Source organism: Planococcus halocryophilus, assembly GCF_001687585.2.
GTDB classification, from domain to species: domain Bacteria; phylum Bacillota; class Bacilli; order Bacillales_A; family Planococcaceae; genus Planococcus; species Planococcus halocryophilus.
Genome location: NZ_CP016537.2, coordinates 502,491 through 519,328, shown reverse-complemented (window position 1 = coordinate 519,328; position 16,838 = coordinate 502,491). Strand labels below are relative to the sequence as shown.

The window sequence follows — 16,838 nt, the reverse complement described above, 5'->3', positions numbered from 1 at the left end:
CCTTAATACCACTCATAGCAACTCTTTAAACCTACTATCAGACTTTTTTATAAATCACTAATGTAAAGTCATCTTGAAACTGTGCATTTTGCATTCGTTCAAGCTCATCGTAAACATACTGTACAATCACTTGCGCAGCTTCTTCTTTTTTCCGTTCGATTAATTCATAGATAACTTCGCGCTCGATAAAGCCTTCCTCGTTCCTGCCTTCTGTTACGCCATCTGTCATCATAATGACCAAGTCGCCTTTTTCCAAATCGACTGCGTGTTCTTCGTAGACAGCAGCTGGTGATACACCAAGCAACAAGCCTTTTGCATTCAATTCCATAAATTCGTTGTCTTTTGCACGATATAAAATAGCCGGTTCGTGTCCTGCTGAACCATATGTCAAACGTGCTTTCTTCGCGTCATAATTTCCATAGAACATGGAAACGAACATTGAATCATCCACACTTTTCTCAACAATCCGGTTAATGATACTTAGCACATCTTTCGGAAGCGCTTGCGAGCTACTTAGACTATCCATACCAAATTTAATCATAGACATGCAAAGAGCTGCAGGAAGGCCTTTACCGATTACATCTGCAACCGCTACCCCTGCATAACCATCATGTTCACTAACAAAATAGATATAGTCGCCATTCATTTTTCGGGCAGGAATAGAAAGAAGGCCAATATCTAAGCCTTCGAGTAAAGGTAATTTTGTTTTTAGCAACGTCTCCTGTACATTCGCTGCCAAATCCATTTCCACTTTCAACTCTTCCTGTTGCTTTAAGAGACTTTGTCGCTCTTGAAGCGCCAATCCATAATTGATCATCATTTCGATTAAGAAGTCGAAAGAATGCCATACCACATCCGGCAACTCATCATAAAGTTCTTGGATTGCCCCTTTGTGCATACTGATGACTTCTTCGGGCGAAATATTTTCTAAGATGAGTTGTCGGCTGAAGTTTTGACCCACATACAAATTTTGTTCGGTTTGTTTTTTCATGTATTCATTTAAAATTTCTTTATACTGATTCTCGATTTCGTGAATCACTGGGTGTTCCCCCTAACGAAGCCACTTCGTAGCTCTTATATCTGTACCTTCGCCCACAATTGTTTCAATCTTAAAATCATCCATTAATCTCTTAACACCCGGAAGCCCTGCTCCCAATCCACCTGAAGTCGTAAATCCATCTTCCATCACTTGACGAATATCGGAAATTCCGGGACCGCTGTCTGCTGCAATAATTAAAATACCTTTAAGACCATTTTCAGTCAATTGTTGAATTTCGATTCTGCCTTTGCCAGCATATAAATATATGTTGCGAGCAAGCTCGCTTATAGCCGTTGTAATACGGGCCTGATCAACTGTGCCAAAACCAAGTTCTTTCGCGACATTACGTCCGAGTTGTCTTGCGGCAACAATATCCCATTCCGTTAAAATTTCTACCGAGGACTCATCGCTCATGGTTAAGCCTCCAATTCCAATTGAAGTTTATCCAGACCATTTTCTAAATCTAGCGCTGTCATAACATCTTCAAGTCGAATTCCTAACTCGATTAAAGTGATAGCAACTGCTGGCTGAATACCGGTAATAACTACTCTGGCCCCCATCAAGCTTGACATGCTGATGACGTCTCCCAGAACTTTTGCAATAAATGAGTCGATAAAATCGATCGATGTCAAATCAATTACGACACCTCGCGCACTTGTTTCATGAAGTTTTTTCAATAAGTCTTCCTGGAATTGAAGAGCTGTTTGATCGTCAAGTTCCCATTGAATCGAAACAATTAATGTATCTCTTAATTTTAAAATTGGAATTCTAAAATTCATCAGTCTTCAACCTCCACAATTTTCCGATTCGTCCAAGCTAGCGCCTGTTCTACGCCTCGCTGCAAAGTGCTTGTTGTTGTGAAATCATTTAAATTTATGCCTAACGTAACAATTGTTTGAGCAATTTCAGGTCGAATTCCGACAAGCATACATTTTGCTCCTACTAAACGTACAGCATCTGCCGCTTGGATAATGTGATGAGCCACCATAGTATCAACTACAGGAACACCAGTTATATCGAGCAAAACAACTTCCGCACGGTGCTTTACGACACCTTCAAGCAAATTCTCCATAATCAATTTTGCTCGTTCGGTATCAATTGTCCCAACTAAAGGCATAACGGATACTTTTTCAAATACTGGAATCAATGATGCAGATAGTTCCTGTAGCGCAATTTTTTGCAAACTTACAGTACGTTCCCATGTTTTAGAGTAAGCTTGTATTGTGCTCTCTCGAATAGGCGTAATCCACTTTGAAAATTCTTCTATATAATCAGCAAGATTTCCATCATTAATCATTTCTTCTTTTCTCATATCCTCATAAACGATTTCAGCAAAGTGTCCAATTGCCTTCGTCACAAATGTAATTGACCATCCGAGGCGAACAACTTTTTCAGCGAAATCATTTATACGACTTTCATACGCTTGATGGTTTTCTAGTAAATTAGAAATCATCAGTTCTGCAAATTCGTAACTTGTTTGATTCAATAGCTCTTCAGGCATAATCCGAAAAGAAAGTTCCTCTTCTTCGTTCTTCATTTTCCCTTGCCACTGCGAAATAATTTCGGTTAAATTGCCCTGTATATATTGAGCCATCTGTTTATTCATATTGACTAAAAACCCTCCCTGTCGAACTATGTATCCCTTTTTCGTTTACTACTCTTTATTGTAGCGGAAATTCGTTTTTTTCACATCTTTTTTGCTAACATATCAAACAATAAAAAACATCTTGAGAAAATTCTCAAGATGCCTTTACAGAAGTATGTATGCTTAAAATTTCACTAGGCCCACGCTGATTTCCAATGCTTCATCCACTTTTTCCATCAATGTGTCGTCAAGTTGAGTAATTTTGTCGGTTAATCTCGACTTATCAATTGTTCGTAATTGTTCAAGCAAAATAACAGAATCACGCTCAAAACCATATTTTTTGGCATTGATTTCTACATGAGTCGGCAATTTAGCTTTTTGAATCTGTGCCGTTATTGCAGCAATAATGACGGTGGGACTAAATCGATTCCCTATATCGTTTTGAATCACCAGAACCGGGCGGGTCCCACCTTGCTCAGACCCGACGACTGGCGATAATTCCGCAAAAAAAACATCTCCGCGTTTTACAATCAAGTTGTCACCCTCCGCTTACGAGTCGCACGGTCGTATGCTCCGCTTCGTACTCAGCGTGAGAACATTCACAAGCAATCGATAGATTGATTTGTGACATCTCCACGTAGCCCTTGATCATCGCTTCCCGAATATGATATGAGTCGTATAGATTTTTCGTCACCCGGTTTGTGGAAACGTAAATATAATCTCCACTTTCCTGAACATGCTCATTTGAATGAGTTGTCAACTCCGAAATAAATTGCTTTGGCATTTTCACAACCACTTCTTTTGTCTTTGACTTACCGTACACAGCCGACACCTCCGAAAATACCGTTCTTCTGTCTTAGTCTATTCTATCTTAACATCTTATTAGACTGCTGAAAAGAAAAATCGGTAAGCTCTGCTCTTTCTACATACACACGCGGCACTCGTTTTGTTAAGATACAAGGAATTTCATAAGGAATTGTTTCAAGCTTAACGGCCCATTCGTCAATTAAAATCCGTTGTTGCCCTTGTCGCCCAATCAACTGAACTTTTTCTCCAATTAGAGATCTCTCAGATAGTCGAACCATGCATTGGTCCATACAAATCCGACCAACGATTGGGACACGTTTTCCTTTCACCAAGACATCTTGACCTTGTAAACCACGTAACATGCCATCTGCATAACCGATTGGTATCGTCGCAATCCACTCGTCTTGTTCAGCGCGATATGTAGCTCCGTAACTTAATGCTTCTCCAGCTTTTAGTTTTTTTACTTGAATCATTTCGGTTTCAAGACTAAGTGCAGGTTGTAATTCAAAATCCATTTCCTCACCTACATAAGGAGAAGGCGCAATCCCGTATAACGAAATTCCAATACGCACTGCATCGCACACTAAGTCCGGATGCATAATAGCAGCTGCACTATTCGATATATGGACCATTACAGAAGAATCATCTAACTTATCTAGAATCGTATTCATTGCGTTTACTTGCTGACTGAAAAGTGGAGAATCTTTTTCATCTGCAGTCGCAAAATGAGTAAAGATGCCTTTAAAGTCAAAGTCATGATCGGCAATAAAACCAAAAGCCTCATCGATTTCATTTACTTGGACCCCGATACGTCTCATCCCGGTATCTACTTTCAAATGAATCTTTAATGCATCTAAATTCTTTTCTACGTGCATCGCTGCCATTGATAACCAGTCAAGCGAGATTGCAGTCACGATAATATTGTGCTGTTGCGCGATTGGAATAAACTGCGAAGGAGTGGCTCCTAACACTAACAATTCGGTATCTATGCCGTGATTGCGGAGAAAAAGAGCTTCATCCGGAGTCGCTACCGCGAGCATACGGACCCCATTTTCAATAACTGTTTTTACAATTTCTAGAACACCATGTCCATAAGCGTCTGCTTTTACCACTGCAATTACATCGGCATCACCGACTTTTTCTTGAAAATAAGTTAAATTACTTTTAATTGCTGTTAAATCAATGACCGCTTTAGTCGGACGGTAATTTTCTATCATCTCAACACCACCTGGTTATATTGTTTGTAAAAGAACTTGCGCCGCTGCAAATTCTTTCGAATGTGTAATAGACACTAACCCCGTTTCTATCCCTTGGAAGTAAATAGCAGGTTTTCCTTTAGTATCTTTTCTAATTTCGATGTCTTGAAAAGAACATTCCCTGCCAATTCCAGTGCCTTTTGCTTTGGAATATGCTTCTTTTGCCGCAAAACGACCGGCAAGAAATTCAGTTTTTCTTGTTTCTGTTAACTGATTGTATTCCGTTTGTTCATAGTCAGTTAGTACACGTGCTCTAAATCTTGGTGATTTGGTATCTAATCGGTGGATTCGTGACATTTCAACAATATCCAGCCCAATTCCTGTAATCATAAATGTTTCTCCTTTCATTCGCAAACAAGTAACAGGTATAATAAAACGTATGAAATAGAGGTGACAAAATGTTTATTCGAACAGAAAGTTTTAAGCAATACTTGCGTATGTATCCGGTCGTTTCCACTTTGATTGCTCTTAATCTGTTGGTCTATGTACTAACGTGGTTACCTTCTCTTGGTCAATGGATCTATTTTTATGGTGTAGGATCTAACTTTTACATTGCAGAAGGTCAATGGTGGCGCTTTTTTACCCCAATGTTCCTGCATAGTGGAGTGATGCACCTGCTGTTTAATATGTTTTCCTTATTCCTTTTCGGACCTGAGTTAGAACGATTAACCGGCAAAATTCGTTTTATAACGATTTACTTACTAGCAGGCTTTTTCGCTTCTGCAGCTACTTATTTCTTACAACCACTCGATTATTCCCACGTCGGGGCAAGTGGTGCCATTTTCGGCGTTTTCGGCGCATTTGGTGCATTGGTGTATTACGGGGGACGCGCTTTACCCCAACTTAAACAAATTATACTCCCAATTATCGTTATTAGTATAGTTATGACTTTCTTAACACCAAACATTAACGTGACCGCACACATCGCCGGAATGATTACCGGGTTCTTAATCGGTCTTAGTTATTTCCACCCAAAACGCATCGTTAGCTGGCGAGCTAAAAAATAAAGACAGCCGGATTTTTATATCCGGCCGTCTTTTTTTATACTCCAATTTTCAACTCGACTGCTCTTTTGCTCCAAACGGTTTATACCAAACTAGAATTTGGCTAGCATCTTCTTTTTCCATATGAGGGGTTGTTGCAGTGGCACCCATCATACCCGATTTAATAGTCACGTGAATCGAGGCAATTCCTTTGCGTCGCTCAAAATAACTTTGTGTTACTTGAACAACTTGAATTCTTTTCTTCAATATAAAATAGCGGTGCTTGCTAAGCCCTCTAAATTGAGCGGTTAATTGCCTTTCACCGAGCGCATACCCTACAGTTCGGTGTTGCCAAATACCAATAACGATAACCACCGGCACAATAAGCAAAGCCAGAAGTCCGTATGGATAAAAGAAATACCCTACAGCTGCAAACATCGGAGAAAGCCAAACTAAATTTAAGCGGTAGAAAAAATGAATGCTGCGCTTTGGCGCTCCAACCAATTGGGGCGTCCATTCTAACTCTGGAAACAATTCTTCTAGAATTGGCAACATCCGAGTTTTTTTCACCAAAGGAAATAGACGAATTTTTTCGTCCTTATCTCCCACTGACCCACCTGCACTTTCGACTACGACTGTTGCATAACCGAATAGTTCCCTCAAAGGATTTTGGCTTATTTTAATTCCTTGAACACGCTTTAACGGTATTGAGACTTTCTTTTTCTCTAATAAGCCTCTAGTAATATATATCCGATCTTCGTCGTACTGAATCGTAAATTGGTAATTCGCTACAATCGTCATTATAACCGAAATGACCCATGCCATTACTAAAACAACAAAGATGGTTAGCGCAACTATTAATGCACCAAAACGTAAAAATAAGATGATTTCTTCATAAACAGCATCGTACGGGATAAACTCAGAAAACTGAGAAAGAAAAATCGCTACGGCTGAAATGACAACGCCAATTCCGCTAGAAGTTGTAGCAAGAATTAATAGTTCTTTGATAGACATATGATAAAGCGTTTTGGTCGTTTTTTTAACAGGAACTTCAACAAACTCTACAGGTCCGATTATCGGAGTTTTTTCTCGCGACAGTTGATGTTTGGCTTTTTCCATTTCTTTTTCAATACGATCCGCATCTTCTCTTGAAATTGCCGTCAATTCAGCTTCAGCTTGCCCTACTTTTCCTGAACCTGCTGTTTCTACTTTCACTTTTACTAGTCCAAGCGGTCGGTGAAAAATGCCTTCTGCATAATTTAAACTTTGAATTCGTTCGAATGGTATGTACCTTTTTTTCTTCACAAACAAACCGTATTCAATACGAAGTTCTCCATCTTCAAACCAATAAACAAAACGTTTCCATTTGATAATTCCGGAAATCAACAGAAATAACAACATCGCAACGCCCACGATTACAGGAATCATCCCTTGCCAACCTTGGTTAAACATCGAACTGATGCCATCACCTCTGAAAATATTGACGCCAAAAATGATAATAAACGGAAGAAGTAATTCTTTCATTCCTTTAATAAAGTTTAAAAATGCCGAAATCGGATGCAGTTTATAACGTCCTTCATACATCATCTTCCGCCACCCTTGCCAATACAGAAATTCTCGCTCTCAACTCATCTGCTTCTGCTGTTACCAATGCTGGAATTGTGTGAGTGGTCGCGGCTGTTGAAATGGAAATTTCCGCTAAGTCATACTTTCTTAAAATAGGTCCTTGTTCAGTATCTACGTGTTGGACACGCACCATCGGCACCAAAGTTCGCGTAACAATAAATAAGCCGTGCTGCAGTTCGATTTCATGTTCTCTTACTTCATAACGCCACCGTTGCCACCTAATTTTTGGAAACCAAAAAATCAGCACGACGCCAAATAGCAGAATGACTGCTCCGTAAATCGCATAAAGCCATTGTGGCCAGTCAAAAAAATAAGTGAGAACGCCAGCTCCAATTGCTATTAACGCAATAACCGCTGTCTCCATACTGCCGTATACACGCCAGACTGTTAAGCCTTTTCGTGAAATTTGATTTTTCGGTTGGTTATCCATTGTCTTCTCTCCAATCGTCTACCTACTACATTATACGATTTACTCATCAGAACGTTTCACTTCATTGTAACTGATATTCAAACAGCAAAAAAGGACGTACGCTAAACAGTTTCCTGTTTTGCGTACGTCCTTTCAATTAATCGGTATTAAGATTCGCTACGACGAGTCGTACGTCCTGGACGTCCGCCGCCGCTTCCGCCTTCACGACGTCGGCTTGCGCCTGAGCTTGCTCCACGGCTTGATGATGGACGAGCTGAACCTGATGAACGGTTACCTTTGTAACCGCCGCCTCCGCTACTGCGTCCGCCTCCGCCGCTTTTACCTTTATATCCGCCGCCTCCGCGTGATGGCAAAGGACGTTCTTCGGAAATAGAAACTGGAATATCTTCCGGTTCTTTAGTCATTGTTTTAAGAGCTGCTGCAATCAAGTCAACCGCATCATGCTTATCAAGCATTTGCGTCGCGAATTCGCGATAATCGCCAAGATTGTTTTTCTCTGTCATTTCAAGCAATTGTTCCATAGCAACGCGTTTTTGGCCAAGTACAGCTTCGTTCGCAGTTGGAGGAACCAATGCTTCCATTTTTTTCTTAGTTGTACGTTCAACGATAGCTAAGTAGCTCATTTCACGTGGTGTTACAAACGTGACTGCGACTCCTTTTTTACCTGCACGACCAGTACGGCCGATACGGTGAACATAGCTTTCAGGATCTTGTGGAATATCAAAGTTGTATACGTGTGATACGCCTGAGATATCAAGTCCACGAGCTGCTACGTCTGTTGCAACTAAAATATCGATTTTGCCGGCTTTAAATTGTTTTAAAACTGACATACGTTTTGCTTGGCTTAAGTCACCATGAATACCTTCAGCAAGGTAGCCGCGGATATTTAAAGCTTTTGCTAATTCGTCAACACGGCGTTTTGTACGTCCGAAAACGATCGCAAGTTCCGGTTGTTGAACATTCAAAAGACGTGAAAGGAAATCAAATTTCTCGCGCTCTACAGATTTTACGTAGAACTGCTCAATGTTTTCAACAGTCATTTCTTTTGATTTGATTTTAACGATTTCTGGCGTTTTCATGAATTTCTCTGCAATACGGCGGATTGCATCCGGCATAGTTGCTGAGAACAACAATGTTTGACGCGTGTCAGGAACACTTGCCATGATTGTTTGAATGTCTTCGATAAAGCCCATGTTCAACATTTCGTCTGCTTCATCAAGGATCAATGTGTTTACATTATCCAATTTAAGAGTACGGCGGTTGATATGGTCTAATAGACGGCCTGGCGTACCAACGATAATTTGCGGACGATTTTTTAGTGCACGGATTTGTCGGCTAATTTCTTGGCCACCGTATACTGAAAGAATACGTACGTTTTTATCTTGACCCAGTCTGTAAAGTTCTTCTGAAACTTGGATTGCCAATTCGCGTGTTGGAGCGATGATTAATCCTTGAACGTCACCGTTTTTAGTGTCAATTTTTTCAATCAAAGGAATACCGAAAGCTGTAGTTTTACCAGTACCAGTTTGCGCTTGTCCAATGATGTCTTTACCTTCCATACCAAGACGAATTGTTCCCTCTTGAATTGGTGTTGCTTCTTCAAACCCCATGCGTTTTACGGATTTTAATGTTGTTTCGCTAATATTTAACTCTGAAAATTTTACCAAATTTTTTCAATCTCCTTTTGTCTTCATCTGATTTACAAATGGTGTACATTTTAGATGAATTAGTGACAAGGTCGAGCCTTTATGAGGAAGTTTCACGTCGAAAATCATACTCTGTAGTTTTAAGTCAGAGGGGATGTGTGAACAGGAAAAGCTCGGGCTTTGCCGAGCGGTCTGATCGGCGGGTGTTTGATGCCCTATCTATAGAACAAACCGTTTTGCTCAAAAAAATACTCTTCACAGGGAAGAGTGTTTCAAAAATGTATCCATTGCTATCAAAAGAATAACATGTTTTTTTTCCATTTGCAATCAATACGCAAAGGTTCTAATAATCAGTTTACTCTAAGCCTTTATTCATAAACGCAAAAACTTCACTAAACCAATCTTCACTATCTTCGCTATAACAGATTAAATGCTTGCCCTTTTCTGAACGAATCAAGTACTTTTCTTCCGATCCGATATGATCATAAATGAAGTCTGCTGCAGATACTGGCACGATGCCGTCTTTTTCTCCTTGCACAATGCAGACAGGAACTTTAATCTTATCGTAATAAGGTTCAACCATTTTCACTACGCGTAAAAATTCAACTGTCGAACTGATGGGAGTATTGGTTAGCTTGTATTCATAGAGATGAAAAAGCGCATTTTCCGTTATTTTTCCCGACACCGCATCTTTTACGGCTTCTTGAACTTCTTTAAACATTTGCACAGGACTGATGTATTTAGCAGCCGCGCTCAATAAAACTAAACGGTCCACTTTATAACGCATTGCTAAATACATGGCGATCAAACCACCCATTGAAAAGCCCACAATAATGATGCGGTCCGCCGATTTTTTCAACCTTTTTAAAGTTAACTCGGCTTCCATCATCCAACTTTCAGCAGTAATTCTTTTTAAAGCAAGCTTTTCGCCATGTCCTGGAAGTGTCGGTATTTCCACAATCCAATCGGTTTGCTCGATTAAAAAATCGGCAAATGGTTCTACTTCAAATGGACCTCCTGTAAAACCATGAATACATAGCACGCCGGTCTTCAAATCGGTTCCTTCTTTCTACTAACTAATGCCTTAAAACTTTTTACTCACTAACAAAAGGTTCGATCACATTTTCCAATGCCATACCACGAGAGCCCTTCACTAAAATGACCGAGTCTTTGTTGGTATGTTTTTTCAACAAGTCAATAATCGGGCCATAATCCGCTTCACTCCACAACAACTTCCCACCATAACTCGGCTGCAGTTTATCGTAAAGCCATTTCATACGCGGTCCATATAAACAAACACCCACTAAGTTATCCGAAATGAATTTGCTCAATGCTTCGTGATAACTTTGCTCGTCGTCTCCAAGTTCAAGCATGTCGCCTAATACAACCCACTTCTTATCTTTCATCGTTGTTTCACGAATAAAATTCAGCGCTGCGTTCATCGATGAAGGAGCTGCATTGTAAGCATCATTAATAAAAATCGCACCATTGTCCGATTGAATCATCTGCATACGCATATCCGTTAATGCTGCATCTTTTAAAGATTTACGAATTTGCTCTTCTGATAATCCTGCTTCAAGAGCTACCAATATTGCAGCCAGTGTGTTTTTCACTTGGTGTTCACCCAATACAGGAATTGTAAATGCTGCATCTATAATGCCACTCACCATAAAACTGCTACCACTTTCAGTAGCTTTAATGTCTGTTACTGTTAATTCGTTATTATCGTCGAATCCAAAAGACACACCTTGCGGAAAAGTTTCCATAAATGGCTGTAATAATGGTTCATCACCATCATAAAAAAGTTTGCCGTGTGGTTGAAGGCCTGCAGTAATCTCAAATTTCGCTTCAGCAATCGCTTCACGCGAACCCAAGTCCTGCAAATGCGCTTCGCCAATATTCGTAATGATCGCGTAATCTGGACGTGCTAGCTCAGACAAAAATTCAATCTGCCCTTTGCCACTCATACCCATTTCCAAAACAGCAACTTTCGTGTCTTCTTCTAAAGATAAAATCGTTAAAGGAAGACCCAATTGGTTATTAAAATTACCTGGTGTTTTTTGCACTTTAAAATAAGGTTTTAGGACACTTGCGACTAAGTCTTTTGTAGAAGTTTTTCCATTAGACCCAGTGATTCCAATAACCATTGCTGATAGTTCATCGCGATAAGCACGAGCCATTTCTTGCAGAGCCACTTCGCAATCATCTACAAAAAGTAATGGCAAATCTTCTGGTGCTCCAGGTTCATCGCGCTGCCATAGAGAAACAGATGCACCTAGCTCAATCGCCGAGCGGACATACTTATGCCCATTTACATTTTCACCACGAAAAGGGATAAACAAATCACCTGGCTTGAGTGTTCTCGTGTTAATTGAGACTCCCGTGACGTCAATGCCTTTTAAATTAGTTTTGATATCCAGCCATTTGGCTACTTGTTCAATCTTTTTTTTCATTTGGCTTCTCCACTCATTCTATTTTAACTTGCAGTAATTGTTTTTCTTCATGTCGTTCAATAGCTAATGTAATAAGTCGTTCAATTAATTCCGGATATGGTAGTCCTGTATGTTCCCACAATAACGGGAACATACTGAAAGGTGTAAATCCAGGCAATGTATTCACTTCGTTAATCAGGATTTCATTGTTTGCTGTCACAAAAAAGTCTGCTCGAACAAGTCCTGAACAATCCAAAATTTTGAAAGCTTTTTTGGCGTCTACTTCTAATTTCGCATAAACCGTTCTGTCTAGTTCAGCCGGAATAATCATTGCTGTATTGCCATCTTTGTATTTCGCTTGATAATCATAAAAAGCTTTTAATGGTTTAATCTCACCAGCTACTGAACACGCGGGCTCATCATTCCCGAGAACACCCACTTCGATTTCACGCGCAACTACACCTTGTTCAATGACAATTTTGCGGTCAAATTTTAATGCTTCTTTTACAGCAGCAATCAGTTCTTCTCGATTATCTGCTTTGCTGATGCCGACACTCGACCCTAAATTGGCTGGTTTCACAAAAACCGGCCATACAAGTTCTGCTTCAATTTTATCCAACCAAAAGCCTTGATTTTTATCCCAGTCTCTTCTTATAAAATACACATATGGCGTTTGTTCTAAACCTGCTTGCTCGAACAACTGCTTCATTACCACTTTGTCCATGCCTGCGGAAGATGCTAATACGCCATTTCCAACGTATGGAATGTTCATAACTTCAAGAAGACCTTGAACCGTACCATCTTCTCCGTTCGGTCCGTGAAGTAGCGGAATGATGACGTCTAATCCTTCACTCGCTTGTGTAGGAAGAAAACTAGAAATATCATTCGGCTTTCCAGAGCCTTCTGTTAATTGAAGCTGCTCAATTGTTTTTGCTGATTCTTCAAGACGCTGACCTTTTCTCCACTCACCATCTTGCGTGATGTAAATTGGATAAACTTCATATGCATCAAAATCAATTGCCTTTGTCACTGCTAAGGCTGTAGACAGAGAAACTTCATGCTCTGCTGATTTGCCTCCATATAATAAACCAATCTTTTTTTTCATTTAAGAAACCTCATTTCATTATCCATATTGCTTAGTTTATCACGAACCTGCATTGACTAATAATTTTTTAATGTCAGCCACCGAATATTTTCAATCCAGCCACTCCAGCAATGATGCAGGACAGGAAAAATAATTTAGCCAGCTGTCTACTTTCATTAAAGAAAATCATTCCGACCAAAACACTACCCGCTGCGCCAATCCCCGTCCATACAGCATATCCTGTTCCCAACGCAATGGTTGTTAAAGCCAGCGATAACAAATAAAAACTGAGCGCTCCAAAAACAACCGTTAGAACTGTATAGCGCTTCTTTTTAAATCCTTCTGATAATTTCATCGTCGTGACAAATGATACTTCAAATAACCCCGCAACAATTAAAATCAACCACGCCATCATGATTTCACTTCTTTACGAGAAGTTTCTTTTCCATCCACTACTTTTAAGCCAATAATGCCAACTAGCAATAAACTCAAAAAGAATAATTTTTCTATACTAGCATTTTCACTAAATAATAAGATTCCGAGAATCGCTGTCCCAGCAGCACCAATACCTGTAAATACTGCATAAGCTGTACCAATTGGAATCGTCTTCATCGCGAACGCAAACAACAGAAAGCTGATACCGATAAAGACTAATGTCACAAGAGAAGGAACAACATTTGTAAAGCCATCAGCAAGCTTCAAGCCGATTGCCCACACAACTTCAGTCATTCCTGCAATCACAAGAAGAATCCATGCCATGTAATTCCCTTCTTCCTTATTAAATTTGCCTCTTGCATTAACTAAGTTAAAAGCTAGTCCGAAAAAAATGATACCCGCTTACAGGTATCATTTCCATACTTTTTGTTTTTTATCGTAAACTATTTTCCGGGAAATCCCTTGTTTTGTGTATTCTTCAATATCAGACCAAAATTCATCTAAAAAAGAAATTTCTTCTACTAGACGAACATGTAGTTCAATTGTGTTTTTTGTTTTTTCAGGATCAGCTAATGATATAAGGACACCTTCGCGGTAATTCTTTTTTAACGACTGAAGAATTTCAGCAGGCAGTTCCGGAATTAAGTCTTTAGATTTCCGTCTCCAGAAATTTTGTCCATTTCCCTCTCGGCGAATGAAATACGTAAAGTAATTCCCGACAAGCTCATTTAGACGATCTAATTTGCGGAAGTATATTTTCGTCGTCTCTTCTTCTTCGCTAGATAAATAAACAAACTCGTTTTGTAGAGTTGAAAAGAAAGGTGTCTTAACCGGTTCTTTCTTATGACCAATGTATAGCAATTCCGCTTGTTCCTGGGGCGTCAGGGAGTTTAATTGCTTTTCACTTTTAAAATCAACCCAACAAAATTCACTTTTTTTATTTGCACGCGCTTTTCTTAATTGACTAAAATCTTCTTGTGTCGCAAATTCCATATGAGTATGCATATTAAAAGAAGCTTCTTCATATGGATGCTTTAATAACAACAGGTTTTTAGGTAACTTCATCGCATCCAAAAAATGGGCAAAGGTCAGTCCACTAAATAAAGCAAATTGATCAGACTCGTTTAAATATATATATAAATGCTGTATGTATGTATCTGTGTGCAACGGTTTTCTTTCCATTTCCCCCACTCCATTCCATTTCTTATTATACGACCAAAAAGAAGAAATATGAAACATCCATACTCCAAAAGCGTCATTACTTTTGTCATGGGCATATTACAGATATATACGTTATAATATATTCCGACTCATAATAATAAAAAGTACAGGTGGAATCACATGCAAACTAATAAAAGCTTTACCGACCGAATTGATTGGTCGCTAGCTTTCATCTTATTTCTGTTTTTTATCATCAGTTTGGTAGCTATTTCTTCTGCTCAAACTTCTGGTCAGTATTTAACGAATTTTGTTCCGAGACAAGCTCTATTTTACATCATTTCTGTCATGATGATTGGTGTTCTTATGTATTTCGATCCTGAACAATATAAAAAGATGGCCTACTATCTATACGGATTCGGTATTCTCTTACTGATTCTATTAATGATCGCACCAGATGGCGTCGGTCAGATAGCTGCGCCCGTTAACGGTGCTAAAGCCTGGTTTCACACGCCCTTTGTCAATATTCAACCAGCCGAATTCATGAAAACATTCTATATATTAGCATTGGCAAAAATGATTTCTTCGCACCATGAGCATTATTTAATAAAAACACTAAAATCTGATTTTTACTTACTCGGTAAAATCGGCCTTTGTCTCGCCATTCCTCTTGGCTTTATCCTATTACAACCTGACTTAGGTACTGCACTTGTTTTTATCGCCATTACTTTGGCAGTTGTCGTGGTTTCAGGAATCTCTTGGAAAATCATTGCTCCTAGTTTTGGCGGGGTTGCTGTGATTGGGGCAACGTTATTGTGGATGACCATTAATGCACAAGACTTTCTATCTAGCGCATTTGGCTTGAAGCCATACATGTTCGAACGCATCTACACCTGGCTTGATCCTTATTCCTATTCTGAATCTGGCGGGTATAACTTGATTGCCGCAATGAATGCCATTGGTTCAGGAGAAGTTTTCGGCAAAGGCTATAAAGGAAGACAAGTCTATGTGCCCGAAAATCATACAGACTTTATCTTTACTGTTATTTCGGAAGACTTCGGATTTATCGGAGCCAGCACTGTCATCATCTTATTTTTCATGTTGATTTATCATTTGACCAAGATTACGCTTCAATTCAAAGATACGTTCAGCACTTATGTATGCGCAGGTATTATCGCGATGGTGACATTCCACGTATTTCAGAACATCGGCATGACGATTCAACTTTTGCCTATTACCGGAATTCCATTACCCTTTATCAGTTATGGCGGTAGCTCGTTAATCGGCAATATGCTGGCGCTCGGAATTGTCTTCAGTATGAAATTCCATCACAAAACGTATATGTTTGATAAAAACAAAAAATAAAAGCTCTGGCGCAATGCGCCAGAGCTTTTATTGTTGTGACTGTGCTTGAATTGGTTGTGGTAACGCTAATGCTTTTATTAATTCGACACGAGATTTTGTGATTTTTGCTTGGATTCCAAGTTTCGATAAATTTGAAACAATGTTGCGAACATCTACGTTTTTCGCCATCCAGATCACCTCTTTATCTTATTCATTACATATATAAACGTATCTCACCTTGCAATGTTTCATCTGCAAAGTGCAGATTATTGACTTTTTTATGTCTACGTATATAATACCATCATTTCAGGGTTTTAAACTTATCATTTTGATGACAATTGTGAAGAAAAGATAAATCAATTGATTTGCATACCCTATAGAGGTATATTATAGTAAGAAATATGAGGGGAGAATCTTCAGATGAGCGAATTAATCGAAGAAACCTTAGCATTAGATACTAGTTGCCGTAAAAGTCACCATCCTCTCTCTGTAAAAAGAGATTTAACCAATCGACTCAGTCGTGTTGAAGGTCAAATCCGTGGTATAAAGGGTATGGTGGAGAAAGACGTTTATTGTGATGATATTATCACACAACTAGCAGCAACTCAGTCTGCATTAAACAGCGTGACAAAAGTTCTTTTAGAGGGCCATTTAAAAGGATGCGTCAAAGACCGTCTCGAAAATGGCGAAGAAGAAGTATTAGACGAACTACTCGTTACTATTCAAAAAATGATGCGTAAATAATAAGGAGGAATTTCGAATGAAAGAACAAATCAACTTACAAGTAAGCGGCATGTCTTGCCAACATTGTGTGAAATCTGTAGAAGAAAGCGTTATGGCGTTACCAGGTATCGAAAAAGTAGAAGTATCTTTAGAAAGTAATTCTGTTGACGTCGCATATGACGCTTCTGCAGTAGATGTTGGTCAAATTGCTGAGGCAATTGAAGATCAAGGATACGAAGTTGCAACTTTAAGTGAATAACTGCGGAAACGCGGTTATTTTTTTCACTACT

Annotated in this window: 22 protein-coding genes; 4 read left to right on the top strand and 18 right to left on the bottom strand. The window is 39.3% G+C overall.

The window, feature by feature from the left end; genetic code table 11:
* Window positions 1-37: 37 nt before the first annotated feature.
* The 8 genes from BBI08_RS02705 to acpS form a co-directional block, all read right to left on the bottom strand.
* Entirely contained in the window at window positions 38-1,039 is a 1,002-nt protein-coding gene (locus BBI08_RS02705) for a PP2C family protein-serine/threonine phosphatase (protein WP_008498828.1), read from the bottom strand.
* A 12-nt stretch (window positions 1,040-1,051) separates the two neighbouring features.
* Entirely contained in the window at window positions 1,052-1,453 is a 402-nt protein-coding gene (locus BBI08_RS02700) for an anti-sigma regulatory factor (protein ID WP_008432420.1), read from the bottom strand.
* 2 nt (window positions 1,454-1,455) lie between these two features.
* Entirely contained in the window at window positions 1,456-1,818 is a 363-nt protein-coding gene (locus tag BBI08_RS02695) for an STAS domain-containing protein (RefSeq protein WP_008498827.1), read from the bottom strand.
* Window positions 1,818-2,645: an RsbT co-antagonist protein RsbRA gene (locus BBI08_RS02690; protein WP_008498826.1), complete on the bottom strand. Its 828-nt coding sequence runs from the start codon at window positions 2,643-2,645 to the stop codon at window positions 1,818-1,820. The genes BBI08_RS02695 and BBI08_RS02690 overlap by 1 nt, the downstream gene beginning before the upstream one ends.
* Before the next feature lie 162 nt (window positions 2,646-2,807).
* Window positions 2,808-3,158, bottom strand: a complete 351-nt coding sequence (locus tag BBI08_RS02685) for a type II toxin-antitoxin system PemK/MazF family toxin (protein WP_008432415.1) — start codon at window positions 3,156-3,158, stop codon at window positions 2,808-2,810.
* A gap of 4 nt (window positions 3,159-3,162) precedes the next feature.
* A complete protein-coding gene (locus BBI08_RS02680) occupies window positions 3,163-3,447 on the bottom strand; it encodes a hypothetical protein (RefSeq protein WP_008432414.1) in 285 nt (94 codons plus the stop codon).
* A gap of 43 nt (window positions 3,448-3,490) precedes the next feature.
* Complete coding sequence (alr, locus tag BBI08_RS02675; RefSeq protein ID WP_065528466.1) at window positions 3,491-4,648, bottom strand: alanine racemase; 1,158 nt, start codon at window positions 4,646-4,648, stop codon at window positions 3,491-3,493.
* 15 nt (window positions 4,649-4,663) lie between these two features.
* Entirely contained in the window at window positions 4,664-5,017 is a 354-nt protein-coding gene (gene acpS, locus BBI08_RS02670) for a holo-ACP synthase (RefSeq protein WP_008498825.1), read from the bottom strand.
* 68 nt (window positions 5,018-5,085) lie between these two features.
* Between acpS and BBI08_RS02665 the strand changes: the two genes are divergently transcribed.
* Entirely contained in the window at window positions 5,086-5,694 is a 609-nt protein-coding gene (locus BBI08_RS02665; protein ID WP_008498824.1) for a rhomboid family intramembrane serine protease, read from the top strand.
* Between the two features lie 48 nt (window positions 5,695-5,742).
* On the opposite strand, the gene BBI08_RS02660 is transcribed toward BBI08_RS02665, so the two are convergent.
* The 9 genes from BBI08_RS02660 to BBI08_RS02620 form a co-directional block, all read right to left on the bottom strand.
* Window positions 5,743-7,254, bottom strand: a complete 1,512-nt coding sequence (locus BBI08_RS02660; RefSeq protein ID WP_008498823.1) for a PH domain-containing protein — start codon at window positions 7,252-7,254, stop codon at window positions 5,743-5,745.
* The gene (locus BBI08_RS02655; RefSeq protein WP_008498821.1) at window positions 7,247-7,726 is read right to left on the bottom strand and encodes a PH domain-containing protein; all 480 of its coding nucleotides are present in this window, start codon (window positions 7,724-7,726) and stop codon (window positions 7,247-7,249) included. The genes BBI08_RS02660 and BBI08_RS02655 overlap by 8 nt, the downstream gene beginning before the upstream one ends.
* Before the next feature lie 146 nt (window positions 7,727-7,872).
* Window positions 7,873-9,393 (bottom strand): degradosome RNA helicase CshA, encoded by a 1,521-nt coding sequence (cshA, locus tag BBI08_RS02650; RefSeq protein WP_156874336.1) that lies wholly within the window; start codon window positions 9,391-9,393, stop codon window positions 7,873-7,875.
* Window positions 9,394-9,727: 334 nt separating this feature from the next.
* A complete protein-coding gene (locus tag BBI08_RS02645; protein ID WP_008498820.1) occupies window positions 9,728-10,426 on the bottom strand; it encodes an alpha/beta hydrolase in 699 nt (232 codons plus the stop codon).
* A gap of 40 nt (window positions 10,427-10,466) precedes the next feature.
* On the bottom strand, window positions 10,467-11,825 hold the full coding sequence (locus BBI08_RS02640; protein ID WP_065528465.1) for a UDP-N-acetylmuramoyl-tripeptide--D-alanyl-D-alanine ligase: 1,359 nt from the start codon (window positions 11,823-11,825) through the stop codon (window positions 10,467-10,469).
* A 13-nt stretch (window positions 11,826-11,838) separates the two neighbouring features.
* Window positions 11,839-12,909 (bottom strand): D-alanine--D-alanine ligase, encoded by a 1,071-nt coding sequence (locus BBI08_RS02635; protein ID WP_065528464.1) that lies wholly within the window; start codon window positions 12,907-12,909, stop codon window positions 11,839-11,841.
* A 73-nt stretch (window positions 12,910-12,982) separates the two neighbouring features.
* A complete protein-coding gene (locus tag BBI08_RS02630; protein WP_040851146.1) occupies window positions 12,983-13,300 on the bottom strand; it encodes a DMT family transporter in 318 nt (105 codons plus the stop codon).
* Window positions 13,300-13,647 carry a quaternary ammonium compound efflux SMR transporter SugE gene (gene sugE / locus BBI08_RS02625; RefSeq protein WP_040851129.1) on the bottom strand — a complete coding sequence of 116 codons (348 nt, stop codon included), beginning with the start codon at window positions 13,645-13,647 and terminating at the stop codon, window positions 13,300-13,302. The genes BBI08_RS02630 and sugE overlap by 1 nt, the downstream gene beginning before the upstream one ends.
* Window positions 13,648-13,734: 87 nt before the next feature.
* Window positions 13,735-14,505 carry a hypothetical protein gene (locus BBI08_RS02620; RefSeq protein WP_065528463.1) on the bottom strand — a complete coding sequence of 257 codons (771 nt, stop codon included), beginning with the start codon at window positions 14,503-14,505 and terminating at the stop codon, window positions 13,735-13,737.
* Between the two features lie 159 nt (window positions 14,506-14,664).
* Here BBI08_RS02620 and BBI08_RS02615 point away from each other — a divergent pair, with 159 nt between their 5' ends.
* Window positions 14,665-15,846, top strand: a complete 1,182-nt coding sequence (locus BBI08_RS02615) for an FtsW/RodA/SpoVE family cell cycle protein (RefSeq protein WP_065528462.1) — start codon at window positions 14,665-14,667, stop codon at window positions 15,844-15,846.
* 27 nt (window positions 15,847-15,873) lie between these two features.
* On the opposite strand, the gene BBI08_RS17075 is transcribed toward BBI08_RS02615, so the two are convergent.
* Window positions 15,874-16,014 carry an Lmo0850 family protein gene (locus tag BBI08_RS17075; RefSeq protein ID WP_008498815.1) on the bottom strand — a complete coding sequence of 47 codons (141 nt, stop codon included), beginning with the start codon at window positions 16,012-16,014 and terminating at the stop codon, window positions 15,874-15,876.
* A gap of 231 nt (window positions 16,015-16,245) precedes the next feature.
* Between BBI08_RS17075 and BBI08_RS02610 the strand changes: the two genes are divergently transcribed.
* Together BBI08_RS02610 and copZ are read left to right on the top strand one after the other, a co-directional pair.
* Window positions 16,246-16,569, top strand: coding sequence for a metal-sensitive transcriptional regulator (locus BBI08_RS02610; RefSeq protein WP_008498814.1), 324 nt, complete (start codon window positions 16,246-16,248; stop codon window positions 16,567-16,569).
* Between the two features lie 16 nt (window positions 16,570-16,585).
* Window positions 16,586-16,807: a copper chaperone CopZ gene (copZ, locus tag BBI08_RS02605; protein ID WP_008498813.1), complete on the top strand. Its 222-nt coding sequence runs from the start codon at window positions 16,586-16,588 to the stop codon at window positions 16,805-16,807.
* Window positions 16,808-16,838: the final 31 nt, after the last annotated feature.

Bases quoted from the DNA above. Each gene is read 5' to 3' on its own strand.
- BBI08_RS02700 (WP_008432420.1), bottom strand. From the start codon at position 1,453: ATGAGCGATGAGTCCTCGGTAGAAATTTTAACGGAATGGGATATTGTT.
- BBI08_RS02695 (WP_008498827.1), bottom strand. From the start codon at position 1,818: ATGAATTTTAGAATTCCAATTTTAAAATTAAGAGATACATTAATTGTT.
- BBI08_RS02690 (WP_008498826.1), bottom strand. From the start codon at position 2,645: ATGAATAAACAGATGGCTCAATATATACAGGGCAATTTAACCGAAATT.
- alr (WP_065528466.1), bottom strand. From the start codon at position 4,648: ATGATAGAAAATTACCGTCCGACTAAAGCGGTCATTGATTTAACAGCA.
- acpS (WP_008498825.1), bottom strand. From the start codon at position 5,017: ATGATTACAGGAATTGGGCTGGATATTGTTGAAATGTCACGAATCCAC.
- BBI08_RS02665 (WP_008498824.1), top strand. From the start codon at position 5,086: ATGTTTATTCGAACAGAAAGTTTTAAGCAATACTTGCGTATGTATCCG.
- BBI08_RS02660 (WP_008498823.1), bottom strand. From the start codon at position 7,254: ATGTATGAAGGACGTTATAAACTGCATCCGATTTCGGCATTTTTAAAC.
- BBI08_RS02655 (WP_008498821.1), bottom strand. From the start codon at position 7,726: ATGGATAACCAACCGAAAAATCAAATTTCACGAAAAGGCTTAACAGTC.
- BBI08_RS02640 (WP_065528465.1), bottom strand. From the start codon at position 11,825: ATGAAAAAAAAGATTGAACAAGTAGCCAAATGGCTGGATATCAAAACT.
- BBI08_RS02635 (WP_065528464.1), bottom strand. From the start codon at position 12,909: ATGAAAAAAAAGATTGGTTTATTATATGGAGGCAAATCAGCAGAGCAT.
- BBI08_RS02630 (WP_040851146.1), bottom strand. From the start codon at position 13,300: ATGGCGTGGTTGATTTTAATTGTTGCGGGGTTATTTGAAGTATCATTT.
- sugE (WP_040851129.1), bottom strand. From the start codon at position 13,647: ATGGCATGGATTCTTCTTGTGATTGCAGGAATGACTGAAGTTGTGTGG.
- BBI08_RS02620 (WP_065528463.1), bottom strand. From the start codon at position 14,505: ATGGAAAGAAAACCGTTGCACACAGATACATACATACAGCATTTATAT.
- BBI08_RS02615 (WP_065528462.1), top strand. From the start codon at position 14,665: ATGCAAACTAATAAAAGCTTTACCGACCGAATTGATTGGTCGCTAGCT.
- BBI08_RS17075 (WP_008498815.1), bottom strand. From the start codon at position 16,014: ATGGCGAAAAACGTAGATGTTCGCAACATTGTTTCAAATTTATCGAAA.
- BBI08_RS02610 (WP_008498814.1), top strand. From the start codon at position 16,246: ATGAGCGAATTAATCGAAGAAACCTTAGCATTAGATACTAGTTGCCGT.
- copZ (WP_008498813.1), top strand. From the start codon at position 16,586: ATGAAAGAACAAATCAACTTACAAGTAAGCGGCATGTCTTGCCAACAT.